The 14,610-nt window shown below is 29.5% G+C and carries 17 protein-coding genes; 7 read left to right on the forward strand and 10 right to left on the reverse strand.

Going from position 1 to position 14,610, the window contains the following annotated elements; all coding sequences use genetic code 11:
• Positions 1-56: 56 nt before the first annotated feature.
• From G9F71_RS23915 to G9F71_RS23925, 3 genes are read left to right on the forward strand one after another with little or no spacing between them, the layout of a single operon-like run.
• Positions 57-491 carry a DMT family transporter gene (locus tag G9F71_RS23915; RefSeq protein WP_224626577.1) on the forward strand — a complete coding sequence of 145 codons (435 nt, stop codon included), beginning with the start codon at positions 57-59 and terminating at the stop codon, positions 489-491.
• Positions 492-503: 12 nt separating this feature from the next.
• A complete protein-coding gene (locus G9F71_RS23920; RefSeq protein WP_164949364.1) occupies positions 504-962 on the forward strand; it encodes a DMT family transporter in 459 nt (152 codons plus the stop codon).
• Positions 963-992: 30 nt separating this feature from the next.
• Positions 993-1,697 (forward strand): YjjG family noncanonical pyrimidine nucleotidase, encoded by a 705-nt coding sequence (locus G9F71_RS23925; RefSeq protein WP_164949363.1) that lies wholly within the window; start codon positions 993-995, stop codon positions 1,695-1,697.
• Between the two features lie 214 nt (positions 1,698-1,911).
• On the opposite strand, the gene G9F71_RS23930 is transcribed toward G9F71_RS23925, so the two are convergent.
• Complete coding sequence (locus G9F71_RS23930) at positions 1,912-2,484, reverse strand: TetR/AcrR family transcriptional regulator (protein WP_164945116.1); 573 nt, start codon at positions 2,482-2,484, stop codon at positions 1,912-1,914.
• A gap of 380 nt (positions 2,485-2,864) precedes the next feature.
• Here G9F71_RS23930 and G9F71_RS23935 point away from each other — a divergent pair, with 380 nt between their 5' ends.
• From G9F71_RS23935 to G9F71_RS23945, 3 genes are all read left to right on the forward strand, one after another.
• Positions 2,865-3,500, forward strand: coding sequence for a flavodoxin family protein (locus tag G9F71_RS23935; RefSeq protein ID WP_164949362.1), 636 nt, complete (start codon positions 2,865-2,867; stop codon positions 3,498-3,500).
• A 125-nt stretch (positions 3,501-3,625) separates the two neighbouring features.
• Positions 3,626-4,846 (forward strand): MFS transporter, encoded by a 1,221-nt coding sequence (locus G9F71_RS23940; RefSeq protein ID WP_164945118.1) that lies wholly within the window; start codon positions 3,626-3,628, stop codon positions 4,844-4,846.
• 184 nt (positions 4,847-5,030) lie between these two features.
• On the forward strand, positions 5,031-5,843 hold the full coding sequence (locus G9F71_RS23945) for a nitroreductase family protein (protein ID WP_164945119.1): 813 nt from the start codon (positions 5,031-5,033) through the stop codon (positions 5,841-5,843).
• Positions 5,844-6,386: 543 nt separating this feature from the next.
• Here G9F71_RS23945 and G9F71_RS23950 read toward each other — a convergent pair.
• From G9F71_RS23950 to rlmH, 4 genes are all read right to left on the reverse strand, one after another.
• On the reverse strand, positions 6,387-8,309 hold the full coding sequence (locus G9F71_RS23950) for a serine hydrolase domain-containing protein (protein ID WP_164949361.1): 1,923 nt from the start codon (positions 8,307-8,309) through the stop codon (positions 6,387-6,389).
• A 134-nt stretch (positions 8,310-8,443) separates the two neighbouring features.
• Positions 8,444-8,851, reverse strand: a complete 408-nt coding sequence (locus tag G9F71_RS23955) for a response regulator transcription factor (protein ID WP_164949360.1) — start codon at positions 8,849-8,851, stop codon at positions 8,444-8,446.
• A 201-nt stretch (positions 8,852-9,052) separates the two neighbouring features.
• Positions 9,053-9,382, reverse strand: coding sequence for a hypothetical protein (locus G9F71_RS23960; RefSeq protein WP_164949359.1), 330 nt, complete (start codon positions 9,380-9,382; stop codon positions 9,053-9,055).
• A 163-nt stretch (positions 9,383-9,545) separates the two neighbouring features.
• Positions 9,546-10,025, reverse strand: coding sequence for a 23S rRNA (pseudouridine(1915)-N(3))-methyltransferase RlmH (gene rlmH, locus G9F71_RS23965; protein ID WP_124998603.1), 480 nt, complete (start codon positions 10,023-10,025; stop codon positions 9,546-9,548).
• A 204-nt stretch (positions 10,026-10,229) separates the two neighbouring features.
• On the opposite strand from rlmH, the gene G9F71_RS23970 reads away from it, so the two are divergent.
• Positions 10,230-10,646 (forward strand): DUF3842 family protein, encoded by a 417-nt coding sequence (locus tag G9F71_RS23970; protein WP_164949358.1) that lies wholly within the window; start codon positions 10,230-10,232, stop codon positions 10,644-10,646.
• 54 nt (positions 10,647-10,700) lie between these two features.
• Here the strand turns inward: G9F71_RS23970 and G9F71_RS23975 are convergent, their stop codons facing one another.
• From G9F71_RS23975 to G9F71_RS23995, 5 genes are all read right to left on the reverse strand, one after another.
• Positions 10,701-11,498, reverse strand: coding sequence for an ABC transporter permease subunit (locus tag G9F71_RS23975; RefSeq protein ID WP_164949357.1), 798 nt, complete (start codon positions 11,496-11,498; stop codon positions 10,701-10,703).
• Between the two features lie 36 nt (positions 11,499-11,534).
• Positions 11,535-12,332: an ABC transporter permease subunit gene (locus tag G9F71_RS23980; protein ID WP_164949356.1), complete on the reverse strand. Its 798-nt coding sequence runs from the start codon at positions 12,330-12,332 to the stop codon at positions 11,535-11,537.
• A 5-nt stretch (positions 12,333-12,337) separates the two neighbouring features.
• On the reverse strand, positions 12,338-13,222 hold the full coding sequence (locus G9F71_RS23985; RefSeq protein WP_164949355.1) for an ABC transporter ATP-binding protein: 885 nt from the start codon (positions 13,220-13,222) through the stop codon (positions 12,338-12,340).
• A gap of 188 nt (positions 13,223-13,410) precedes the next feature.
• A complete protein-coding gene (locus tag G9F71_RS23990; RefSeq protein ID WP_164949354.1) occupies positions 13,411-13,908 on the reverse strand; it encodes an SEC-C metal-binding domain-containing protein in 498 nt (165 codons plus the stop codon).
• Between the two features lie 133 nt (positions 13,909-14,041).
• Positions 14,042-14,605 (reverse strand): GerMN domain-containing protein, encoded by a 564-nt coding sequence (locus G9F71_RS23995; protein ID WP_164949353.1) that lies wholly within the window; start codon positions 14,603-14,605, stop codon positions 14,042-14,044.
• Between the last annotated feature and the right edge of the window lie 5 nt (positions 14,606-14,610).

Below are 14,610 nucleotides of genomic sequence, written 5' to 3' on the forward strand. Positions count from 1 at the left end.
ATGTTCTAATTGTTATAAATATATTATTCTATTTATAACGACTTGTAAAGGGGTGAATGAATTTGAATAAGTATAGAAATTTAGCCGTTTTAAACGGTATTCTTCTTGCTATAATGATATTTTTAAATGGCGTTCTATCAGAAAAGATAGGTTTATATATTAGTACATTAATTTACCACGTCTTAGGACTTCTATTAATTTTACTAGTATCCATAGTAGGAAAAAATAAACTTCCTAAATTCAATAAAATACCTATTATTCTTCTTATACCAGGTGTACTAAGTGTTTTAGTTATATTCTTGAATAATCTATCTTCATCCAAAATAGGGATAACACTTACCGCAGGTATGGGGTTATTTGGACAACTTGTACTATCTACTTTAATAGACCATTTCGGCTTATTTAGTATGAAAGTTACTAAACTAAGAAAAGAAAAACTATTAAGCTTTTCACTAATTATAATAGGCTTAATTTTTATGATTATCTTATAGGGGGTGCACATAATGTATATATTTTTTTCATTTTTGACAGGAGTATTAATTGTTATAAGCATGATGTTAAATGGAGAATTGTCTAAAAAAATAGGTATTGTAAATAGTGTAGTTATAAATTATTTAACAGCTACAATCTCCTCTCTTGTTTTATGCTTTACTATGATAAATCCTATATCTAGCTATTCTTCCATATCAAATATTCCCTTAATTTATTTTTTAGGTGGCGCTATAGGAGTTTTAACAACATATTTATTTAATGTTATAGTTCATAAAGTATCCACAGTATATACAGTTATACTTCGTTTTATAGGTCAAATGCTTACAAGTGCAATTATAGACTATGTATACTTAAATATTTTTTCTATAGGGACGATAGTAGGATGTATCCTATTTTTAATAGGTATTATACTTAATGCAAAATCTGATGAAAACTATAAACAAAAGCAACTTAAATTACTTAATAATTAAATTATTTATATAAAATTTGGAGGAGATATTATGAAATATGAAGTGATATTATTTGATGCAGATGAAACATTATATGATTTTAAAAAATCTGAAAGAAAAGCATTTAAAAACACATTGCTTAAGTTTAACATAAAATATGATGAAAGTTATCATTTAAAAATTTATCAAGAAATAAATACAGTTCTATGGAAAGAATTTGAACAAGGACTTATTACACAAGAGAAATTAAAGGTAGAAAGATTTAAAAGATTATCGGATCGATTAAATGTAAGTTTTGATGAAACTAATTTTGCAAAGTCATATATAGAACATTTAGCCGATGCATCATTTCTATATGATTATAGTATAGATCTTATAGAGAATTTAAATAAGTCTTACAAACTTGCCATAGTAACTAATGGTCTTACCTTTGTCCAAGATAGAAGAATCAGAAAATCTATTATAGCAAAATATTTTGAGACTATAGTAATATCTGAAGAAATATTAATATCAAAACCAAATCCTAAAATCTTTGAATATGTTCTAAAAAATATAAAACATACTGATAAAAGTAAAGTCTTGATAGTAGGGGATAGCTTGACTTCTGATATACAAGGTGGAATAAACTTTGGTATAGATACATGTTGGTATAACCCTAATAAAATTGTAAATGGAACATCAATAAAACCTACTTATGAGATTTCTAATTTTAGTGAGCTTAAAGTTTTACTACTCGATCCACAAAAAAAACTATAAATAATGGCATAAAAGGTATAGAATTAAATTTAGTTCCATACCTTTTTAAATATTTATAAAAACCTCATTTATTTGTGATACGGTTCATCGTATCAGTAGCAAGTGATAACACTTCTTTAATTGTTCAAAACATTTAAAGCTCTTCTATCTCCTCATAAGTGAAATCAATTCTCTTCCTCTCAATATTTCATTAAGTTGCCATTAATATTAACTTTTATTTTATTCCCTCAAATACATATTTTATTAAATTCTTTATAAAATCTTCATCAACCACATCGCCTGTAATTAATAATCTATAGAATAATGGGCCAAAAATTAAATCCATAACTAATTCTATATCCAAATCTTCCTTTAGTTCTCCTCTTGAAATTCCACGTTCTAGAATATATCGTGAATCAAGTCTACGAGGCTTAAAATATATTGTTCTATAGGTTTCAGCAAGCTTTTGATCATATTGTCCTTCTGCTATTACCTCATTAATTACCTTTCCCTCTCGACTAATTAGAAATTTTGCTAAATTATTTACTTGAATTATAATATCATTAATAGTTGATCCTGTATCAGGTATTGGAAGTCTCACAACAGCAGCATCAAAAAAAGCATCCATAACAACAGCAGCTTTATTCGGCCACCATTTGTAAATGGTAGCTTTACTAACTCCAGCTCTTTCAGCAATTTTTTCAATTGTAACCGCTCCAAAACCATTTTCAAGCAATAACTCATATCCAGCAGTAAGAATGGCCTTTTTAGTTTTTTCACTACGCGGACGTCCCAACTTTTTCTCCATTATAATTACCTCCATTGTAATTAATTTATAGTAATCTACTTACTAAACTATACGTATATTATACTATATATATTTCAGTTATCAATTGTCAATTTTCAATGTTCAATTTTCATGACCACTTATCATCGATTTCGTTTTAAAAATTCTTAAATTCAAATTGAATAAATATTTTTTTATTTTTCAAAAAAACTATTTACAATACTGAACGTTTAGTATATTATATATTTATAAACTAAACGTTCAGTTTTATTAAGTTGTTTGAGAAAAAATTTGAATTATTGAAGTACTTAATTGATATAATAACTAAAATGCTAGTCAAATCAACCCCTGTGTAATTAATCATGTGTATAAATAGTTTTAAATATAAGGAGGAAAAATAAATGAAAGTTATAGCTTTTAACGGAAGTCCCACTAAAGAGGGCAATACTTATCACGGAATAAAAATAGTTATAGAGGAACTTGAAAAAGAAGGGATAGAAACAGAAATAATCCATGTAGGAAATAAAACTATCAGAGGATGCATTGCTTGTGGATATTGTACAAAAAATAAAAACAGGAAATGTGCTATTACTACTGATCCAGTTAATGATTGGATTGAAAAAATGAAAGATGCTGATGGAATAATCTTTGGCTCACCAGTACATTATTCAGCAATTGCCGGAACAATGAAAGCATTTTTAGATAGAGCTTTTCGTGTAGCAGAAGCCAATGATAGTATGCTAAGACATAAAGTCGGAGTTGCAGTAGTAGCTGTAAGACGTGCTGGCGGAATTCCAGCCTTCGATCAATTAAATAATTATATTAACCATTCTGAAATGCTAATCCCTACTTCAAATTATTGGAATGTTATTAATGGACGATTACCAGGTGAGGTAATGCAAGACGAAGAAGGAATACAAATAATGCGGATACTAGGTAAAAATATGGCTTGGCTTATGAAACTTGTGGAAAACGGACAAGGGATTATAAATAAACCAGAAAGAGAAGAAAAGATGTTCACTAATTTTATTCGCTAAATTATTATTTTACCTAAGCATTAGAATATTAATGTCGTTATTTGAGATAGTGAAATTTCCATTCAATTCTTATTCTAATTCTTTATTCAATTAAAAATATTATTTTATAAGGACGTGATTTTAAAATGTGTCAAGCAAGTAATACTATTATAAAAACCAATTCTACCTCAAAAAATTTAGAAGCTACGCCTACTCCATTGAGCAGTTTATTAATTTTAGTTATGTCCATAGCTTGTGGCGCTACTGTGGCAAATTTATACTATATCCAGCCTTTACTAGCTGACATAGCTAAAACTTTTCATGTTAATCAATTAAGTATAGGTTTTGCAGCAATGCTTACACAAATAGGTTATGCTGTTGGAATGATATTTATATTACCCTTAGGAGATATAAAAGAAAAAAGAAAATTAATTATCATAATGCTTTTATGCTCAATAATTGCACTTATGAGTATGTTTTTCTCTTCAAATATCTTCACCCTCACCTTATCTTCTTTTGCTGTTGGCTTTACTTCTATTATTCCTCAACTAATTATTCCGTTAGCTGCACAATTATCAGATCCAAAACAAAGAGGTCAAATAATTGGAATGATTATGAGCGGTTTATTAATTGGAATATTAATTTCTCGTACAATCAGTGGAATTTTAGGCGGCTACTTTGGTTGGAGAACTGTTTATCTTATTGCAGCAATTATGATGCTGATTCTTATGTTTATTCTAAGAAAATTAATACCCTTATGCAAACCTGTCTCTGATCTTAAGTATACTGAGTTATTAAAATCAATGATATATTTGATAAAAACTGAGCCTATTTTAAGAAAAACTTCTCTTAATGGTGCCCTTATGTTTTCAGCTTTTAGCGCATTTTGGACATCCCTTATATTTTTGCTTGAAAGCTCTCATTACAATATGGGGTCTGAAGCAGCTGGCCTATTAGGATTAGTTGGTATTAGCGGTGCTCTTGCAGCTCCAATAGTTGGGAAAATGGCTGATAAGAGAGGTCCTAGATTTGCAATAGGTATAAGTATAATTGTAGTTATAATTTCTTATTTATTCTTCTTTATATTTGGTTTTAAGATATGGGGACTTATTTTAGGAATTATTTTTCTTGATTTAGGAGTACAATCTTGCAATGTCTCAAATCAAGCAATAGTACAAGCCTTAAACGAGAAAACACGTAATAGACTCACTACTATTTATATGGTCAGCTTTTTTCTTGGAGGAGCAGTTGGTTCCTTCTTAGGTTCCTACAGCTATTCCCATTTTGGATGGTATGGGGTTTGCATTTTTGGAATGGCAACTCAAATTATAGCAATTATTCTTTACAAAACAGGAAAAAAATCATGACAATATATTTCTTTAAATTCAAATTATAAAATAAACCATAAAAAAATCAGTATTTATATTCTAGGGAGAATACCCCTTCAGATAAAATAGACATTTTAATCTATACTTTGTACAAAAATAAAAAATAAATAACTATATAGAGTTATCAACTAACTATAAACTTATTATCCGAGGAGAATCAATTATGAATTTAATAACTATATCTCAAGACAAGTGTATAAAATGCGGACTTTGTGTAAATGAATGTCCAGAAAATGTATTAAGCTTTGGAAAAAATGGTCCTGAAGAAATTTGTCCCGAAAACTGTATTGCCTGCGGTCATTGTGTAGCTATTTGTCCTAGAGAAGCTATTGATAACAAAAAAACTCCATTAACTAATCAAATTAGCTCAAAAGCTTTTCCAAAATTAAGTTCTGAAGAAGCTAAAAACTTTCTTCGCTCTAGGCGTTCAATTAGATCCTATAAAGAAACTACAGTTCCAAAAGAAAAATTAATTGAACTTGTTAATATTGCTCACTTTGCTCCTACTGGAAGTAATCTGCAAGGAATATCCTATGTAATTGTAGATGATAGGAATATACTTGATAAGGCTATTAAACTTACTATTGAAAAACTAGCTAACGATGAGTTATTAACCAAAAGATTCCATCACTATATTGAATCTTATCACAGTAAGGGAATTGACACTGTTTTACGTGGAGCACCTTGTCTTATTCTAGCAACCGCTGATGCTGATTTCACACGAGGTAGAGAAAATTCTATTTTCTCATTAGCATATCTGGAATTATATGCTCCAACACTTGGATTGGGTTCTTGTTGGGCTGGTGTCTTTGAAAAGATTGCTCTTAATGATGATTCCCCAATGCTTGAATTATTCAATATCCCTAAAGGCCAAAAAATAACAGGTGCTGTTATGATAGGATATCCAAAATATAATTTTCCACGATTAATTGATAGAAATCCTTTAGAAGTTACTTTTTATCAATCTAGAATATAACATCATAAAGTTAGACTTACCTTAATACGTAAGTCTAACTTTATTAATTAAGCATTAATAAAATTGCACCAATCCTTCAGTATCATTCCATAGTTCATTTTTCATATTGCTATCTCCTCCAGGATACGTAGAAATAATAGGCTTACTACTTCCTACATTGAAATATACACCTGCTACACCAAATACCGTTCTTTTATCAATTAATTGTTGATAACACTTCTAATTAGATTATCTTATATTAAATCCTATTCTAACTTACCCTAAATATTTCTTATCATCCTTTATTTATGATATGGTTCACTATTCATTATCCTAAATTTTATTCAATATTTAGGTGTTTTTTTGTGACTACATCAGCTTCATATTATATGGATAACTGGAAGTTGTATTGAGATAAAAAATAATTTTATTTATTGTACGGTTCACCATACAATTCTAAACCCCCAAACTTTCATAAAAGCAATCGCCATTTGTTTAAGGCATCTGAAATAGACTAGCAAATTAACTAGTTATTTTTTGAATATGCCTAATACCTACTCCTATTTAAATTCCTATCATATCCCAAAATTTTAAAAACATCAAAAACATCACCACTGCTACAGTATATATGATAAAAAAACAGCGGTTAAACCGTGCCCAATAACTATTTTTCCATGCTAGTATACTAATTGCTAATAAACATAATGAAACGCCGCAAAGCAGTACAGGAATTATTAAAATTATTTTTAAACTAAGGGATATTCCAAACATGAAAGCATATTTACCTAATTTTGAAGTAACAATGCAGGTAACACCACAGAATATAAGTATTAGGGTTGATGCAAAAAGGCCTATATATGCTGCATACTTTTCCAAACTACCTCTTTTTTTATTTTCAGTTTTCTTTCTAATAAAAGCAAATACCAAAATAAAAGGGCTAACTATAATAACAATCAGTGAAACTAGTGCAGGAATAATGGATGGGGCAGGATTTTGGTACCATTTTACTTTTATAAAAACATTATTCTTTACATATAAATAGCTATTATTTTCCGTATGACTGCTTCCTTTAAAGGTTATTATTTCTTCACTATTTACGTTTTTAAATATCCCTGGTTCTATCTCAATATAATCTCCCATATTTTCTCCATAATAACTCATAAGTTTTAAGCTACCATTCTCATTTCCTTTGGCTCTTACCAATCCATCCGACATTAAGACTTCCAGCTTATCTATAGTATCCCTAGGTTTATCCACGCCCCAATATAAACCCTCATACTGCTTAACCCTTTCCTTATAATCCTTTAAAGGAATCACTGGTTTAGAATCTGTCACAGGATAAAATTTATCTAAAAAACTTGTTAAAAATTCTGATCGGAGCTTATCTGTTGCTAGATTATAACAAAGTATAAATCCTACATTTTCTTCTGGCATCATATAAAGTAAGTTTGCATATCCATCTATAGTTCCAGTATGGAATAATCCCCTTTTATTATTTTCAAAGCTTTCCCAAAATCCATAAGCTTGACCTGGCATTTTAACATTATTAGTAAACTGCTGTTTATGCATTTCTTCCATAGTAGTTTCCTTTAAAAGCTGATTTCCCTTATATTTTCCACCATTAAGATTTGCAATTATAAATTTAGACATATCGCTAACCGTTGTATAACATCCATCTGAAGGCCCTAACTGATCATACGTTGGCTCTGTCCTAAACAAACTTTTCTTTTGAGTCCAATAGCCATAGCTTACCGCTTTATTAAGTTCCATATCTTTAGGAATAGGCTGTTTAAAACTGCTATTTTCCATATTAAGAGGCTTAAATATTCTTTCCTCAATATAATCTTCAAAGCTTTTACCCGATGTGTTCTCAACAATATGTCCAGCTAAAGACATTCCTTGATTGGAATATGAGAAGAAACGATTTGGTTCGTATTCTCTTTTAGGCATTGCTGTTTTTAGATAGTCTCCTAATTTTTTTATTTTAAATTGATCTCTGGTTCCAATTCCTATATTAGATTGAATAAAACCTGAGGTATGAGTTAACAAACTCTTCGTAGTAATAGGTTCCTTAAAAGTATCTTTAATTTTAAAATTTTTAAGGTATTCATTAACATCTTTATTTAAATCAATTTTACCTTCTTCATACTGCTGCATTACTGCTGTCGCCGTTAAAAGCTTACTTACAGACGCTAGTTTAAACACTGTTTTTTCTGGATCTACACTTATTTTATTTTCAACATCTGAATATCCATATCCCTTCATAAAGGAAACTTGCCCATCTTTAACAAAAGCAATTGCAACACCAGGCACATTATATTTATTTATATTTTTTCCAAAAAAGTCATCTGTAAATTTTTCTACTTCCTTTATATCAATTGACGTGGATGCCACAGCTGCCCTTGTTTCTATGCACGTTATTGAAATAAATACTAATGTTAAGACAATAACAATAAATTTTTTCATGAATCTAATTTTCTTTAACAATTATAAAAACCTCCCTTTATATTACAAACTTTATTTTACTAAGTTTATAATACAAAGAAAGAGCTTTAAAAACTATCAAGAAATAGTATGATCTTATAAAAATATCTCTACACCTTTTGTATGATACGTTTATTTTACTGGATTTCTTCCCCATTAATAAGATTAATCAGCTGAATTTTATTTTTTACTCCTGCTTTTCTATATATATTGTGCACATGTGTTTTCACCGTAGTTAGCGAAATTACAAGTTCCTCAGCTAATTGATTATAGCTGTATCCCTTAATTAGAAGTAATATTATTTCCTTTTCTCGGTTAGTAATGTTAAACTTCTCAAAAAAATGTTTCTGTTTATCCTGAACTTCTTTTGCATCCTTCTGATTCTCTAAATTATAAAATTTATATATATTATCCTTAAAGTAATTCACTCCAAAATATATGCTGAATAAGTTCCACAACATATAGAATGCTGGAACAGATAAAAGTCCATATGGAAATAATTTACTTAAAATTGCAATTTGATTTGATCTAACATCTAAATACATATACGGAAAAAAATCACTGTAAATATTAAGAAAAACTTTAAAACCTTTTTTTAAATTCCGATTTTATATGTTTAAAATTAAAATATATAAAACCTAAAGTATAAAATATAACTAAAAATAAAATACTACTAGATAATATATTCATAAGGCTTTTATATGGGGATATGTAATATATAAACAATAAACAAATTGGCAGAAAGGCTACTGCTTGAAAAAAACGTTTTTTCTGCTTGTCCATTCTTTCATAGCAAATTCATGAGCAAATAAAGGTAAAAAGTATATTATACAGCCAACAGCTAAATAGGATGCCATATTTAAAATTACATTTAAACTTAAAGACTGTACCGCATTTATGATATTATAAGAAATTAGTGTCTGAACTAATAATACTACTGTAAGTGCAGTTATAAAAATAATATAGTGTTTGATAACCTTAGTTTTATACTTTATATAGGTAAAGACTGATAAAATAATTCCAGTAAACCCTACTAAAAATGATAGAATGTGAAAGAAAAATATAAAATGCTTCATTACTTATCCCCCAGATTTTCTGTTGATTTACACCTATTATACATACTTTGGTATTTTACAATCAAGATTATGAGCTCATACAATGCACTAAAACCCTCGATATATCTAGTCAAGGGTTTGGCTAATGCAAGTGAATCATTTGTACAACACAGAAAAGCCTACGTCATTTATGGTACGGTTCCCCACTTATTATTCTAAACCCCCTATAAACCTGTTCCAGTAGCATAACCCTAAATAATTGGTGTGGGAAGGTCATCTTTGAAAAGCATAATTTGTAATTTGATCTTTCTAAAACAGCCTTAGATAACCCTAAGGACCCTCCAATTATAAAAGCTATATTACTTTCACCCTTGACGCCCAAATCCATTATGAAATTAGATAGTTCCTCAGAGGATAGCATATTTCCCTTTAACTCTAGAGCAATTACAAACATATTATCCTTTATGCTCTTAAGTATTGCCTCACCTTCTTTTTCTTTTATTAAAACCTCTTGTTTTTCAGAGGCATTATCTGGGGTTTTCTCATCACCTAACTCAACTATGCTGAGCTTACAGTATCTAGATAGTCTTTTTGTATATTCATCTATAGCACTTTTTAAATATTTCTCTTTTATTTTTCCTACGCAAATTATAGTTATGTTCATAGTAAATCTCCTTAGTTTCAATTTTATTATGATTATCATACATATAATATACTATTTATAGACTAAAAACAAATAACATGTAGCAAAGCCACATTAACTTTGTTTGAGTTAAAAATAGAATATACATACTAATTATAGTATAATAACAATTATGTATACAAAAATAAAATTCATTATATTATAAATTATTTTGGGGGTATTACCATGAAAATAGCTGTACTAGATGCACAAGGTGCAGGTCTTGGTCAGACAATTATAAAAAAAATTCGTAAAGAAATTAGCCTTGATGTTTATATTACTGCACTTGGTACAAATGCAATTGCTACTTCAAATATGATAAGAGCGGGTGCAAATGTTGGTATAAGTGGTGAAAATGCAATCTGCTCATTTTGCATGACAAATAAGATTGATAGTGTAATCGGACCAATTGGAATGATATGTAGTGGTGGTATAAACGGAGAAATTACTCCCGTGATTGCCAAGTCAATATTTAATATGGATTGTACTAAATATATAATCCCACTACAAAAACATGGTATTTATATACCAGGCACAAGAAATCTGCAAATCAAAGATATAATTGAAGAGATTGTACTGGATATAAAAAGTAATATGTCCTAAAAAAATGTTTATAGCATGGATCAAGTCCCATGTTATAAACATTTTTTAACATTGCTATATATTCAAATCCCTTTTCTTATAAAAAACATATGTTATGCATAACATTACCAAAATAATTATAATTGATAATATCACAAAACTCCATTGAAAGCCACCGCCATTCATCAAATTTTTAGCTTCAAAATACTTAAATGGCGTAAGATATTTGAGGTTTTCAAGTTTACTGTTTATGTCTATGACTATAGATAGTATAAACGTTATTAACAGTATGGCTGTAGATATAGATGTAGCTGTCTTCGGGTTTTTGCTCACAGCAGCTATTGCTGTGCCAATAAGCATAAACATAAGCTGCAAAATAAGCATTCCCATCATTAATATCGCTATGTCCGCACTTACTGCTTCACCTTTACTGTATTTCCCTACTATAATAATTGAAGATACCAACGTAATAACGTTAAATATCAAAATATTCATTGTGGCAGCTAATAATTTTGATGTTACAATTTTATTCCTTGAAATAGGCTTTGCTAGTAGAAACTCTGCGGTTTTATCTCGCTCTTCCTTTGAAATTATATCAGCTCCAAGCATAGCGGCATGAATCGTTGCCATAAGCACTAAGTATAAAAACAGCACTCCATAATAACCACTAGCCTTTGACAAATCTAAAGTGCCAATACCCATAATTGCTAGCATAGATTTTGGCATTTGAGCCAATAGCTCATTCATAGATTGACCTGAGGATGATAATGCAACAAATTTACCCATACCAGCTCCAACCATAAATAGTATACCTAAAGCCCATATAATAAGACCTTTTCTATGAGCCTTCATCTCTACAATAAATATATTCATAACTAGCCTCCTTATATTACTAGATAATCATCACTATTAAACCGCGTGGACATCCTTTTTATCATAAACAAAATAACTGGCAGCAATTGCTACAATAATAACCACTATTTCTATTATAATAAATGAAATCTCATAACTAGAATTTTTCATAATGTAACCCGTATCAAAATACTTAAAGGGAGTAATATAACGTATAGCATCATCGCCCGTTGTGGATGAAAACATTCCAATAATAAAAAATGTAAATACCATGCTAAGTGAAATAGGTAGCACAGATTTAATCTTAGGCCCCACCACAGAAATTATAATTCCCAGTGATAGAAACATAAGCTGGATAAAAAACAATGTAATAGAGATCATAAAGAATATTTTATAACTATAGTCTTCTGTCTTTACAAGGGATGCCATAATGCTAGCGGCCGCTAAATAAGTTACATTAGTAATTATTAGACAGGTTAATGCAGCCATTAGCTTTGATGTCATAATACCCCTACGAGTAACAGGTTTCGTTAAAAGGAAATCTGCTGTTTTTGCGCGAACTTCCTTTGATATAATGGAGGTACCTAGATTCATAGCTTGAATTGCACCACAAAGTGTTAAATATAAAAATGTATAGGAGTAAAACCCTAAAATAGAAGACATACTCTCTACAGAGAGACCCAATGCTTTTCTTACTGGCTCTGGAAATCCTTCCATTAACTTTTTGAATGCTTCAACTTCCTTTGAAAAGGCTGGATACATTGACAAGAAAAGCACGATAATGGCAATCAAAGAACATATCCATATTATAGTGGATTTTCTATAAGCCTTAAGTTCATGTAAAAACATATTCATAGCTTTTACTCCTCCTTCGCATAATAATGCATAAATATCTCTTCAAGATCTGGCTCTTCAATCCAAAGATTTGTTATATCTATTTCTGAAATCTTTTTCATAATAAAATTAATATTACCTCTAAATAAAAAGCTTATTATCTTACCTTTTATATCTAAAGCACTGACACCACTTATGTTAAAATAATTATCTTCTATTTTTGATGCCACTTGAATTTTGAATTTTTTATGGTTACTTTCTTGTAGCGTACTAATCTTTTCAACCTTTATAATTTTACCCTCTTTAATAATGGCAACACGATTACATAACCTCTGAACCTCACTTAAAATATGAGAAGAAAGCAAAATTGTTGCTCCCCGCTTATTCTCCTTCTCTAGAAGTTCAAAGAATTTTTGTTGCATAAGGGGGTCAAGTCCACTAGTAGGCTCATCAAGTATGATAAGCTTAGGCGAGTGTAAAAGGCCTTGAACTATACCAACTTTCTTTTTATTACCATAAGATAAATCATCAATTTTCTTATTAAGATCAAGATTCATTATCTCAGCTAGTTCAATAATTCTCTTGCTACAATCTTTCTTATAAAAACTTGCTGAATACTTTAGAAGGTCAATAACCTTCATATTGTCATAATAAAAAACCTCTGATGGTAGGTAGCCTATTTCCTTCTTTATCTCCGGTCCAAATTTAACACAGTCCTTGCCAAAAATTGTAGCACTACCAGACGTGGGATAAATTAGAGATAATAATGTTCTTATTGTTGTTGATTTTCCTGCACCATTGGGCCCAATAAATCCAAAAATTTCTCCTTGCTGAACATTAAAACTCACATCAGTGATTCCTCTTGCTACGCCGTAATTTTTAGTCAAATTTTTGATTTCAATAATATTCATTGCTAAATCCTCCTTATAATTTTCTGTATACTGTTCACTACAATTTATATTATATACATCATACCCTTTGTTTTTGTATCAGTCACATATATTTATAAAAATTTTCAAAAAAACAAATAAAACCTATACATATATGCAAGGTTTTATTTATTATAATTATTTATAATTTCACATAATTATTTGTAGAATTATTTTCCACAACATTTTTTGTATTTTTTTCCACTACCACAAGGGCATACATCATTTCTTCCAACTTTATCAGTATTAACTACCATTTTGGAATCTCTATAAGCTCTTTGAATCTCTTTTCTCTTTTCTTTCGAGAAAATCCCTTCCCATTGTGGAAGCTCATATAAATAATCTGCTTTTGCGTCTAGCATATTAAAATAAAGTTTTTCATAGTCTACTTTAAAATCTACTTCAGTGTCAGCTTCAATTTCTTCTAATACTACTGTTTCTAAAAGACTATCGTTTATTCCATCAGTAAATCCCATAAAATAAATGTTAGATACATCAAAGTGTTTTGCAAGTTCTCCTAATGTACCTTTAACCTCATCTTTATGGTTTGATAATAATTTAGTATAAATACGTTTTTCTACTTCTCCGTATTCTTGCCAAAACGCAGGTTCCCCTCTACGTTTAACATAATCAACCACCATATCTGTCCACTCTTTATATAAACTCATGTTTCATTCTCCTTCAAATCATAATGTATTTTGTTATATTCCATTATTATAATAAAGATTTCACTAATTTTCAACGTTTATGTTTAAATCTCTTAAATTAAATGATTTCTTAGCATTTTCCACAGCTAGATTCCTATTTTTTTATTGGTACTATCTCTGCTTTACTAAAGGGCTTGGATATATCAAAGTTCCCACCTATGGTATCAATATCTTCATTTTCCATAGTTAGCTTTACTTTTTCTACAGAAGGTAATTGGGCTAATGACGCAGCTATGCTTTGTAGGCAACTTTTTTCTTTTGCAACTGACATCTTTATTTTAGCTTCTTTGCTCAAATTAACATAAGCAATACTATCGTTAATAGAAAAACTTAATAATCTAGTTTCTTTAGGCAGTATTGGTTTTAACTCACTTTTTACAGTTGGTCCTTTTATAAGTTCTTGCATAATAGCTTCCCCAATAAGCTCTTCTTTATTAATAATTCTCTCATCCTTAACTACTTGTACATTAGAATCATCTTTAGTACCATCAAAATAAATACCAAATTGGATAGAAGCATCTTTTTCTAGAGGAAGTTTTAGATTTTCGATTTTTTCCTTATTTGCTACACTTTTTTTATCTTTTTTTTCACACCCAAAAAATGCTACTGTTGAAATAACAAGTAATGAACATAATACTAATTTTATCACCTTTTTCATACTAG

Origin of the sequence: Clostridium sp. FP2 (genome assembly GCF_011065955.2) — a bacterium.
GTDB lineage: Bacteria > Bacillota > Clostridia > Clostridiales > Clostridiaceae > Clostridium_AD > Clostridium_AD tagluense.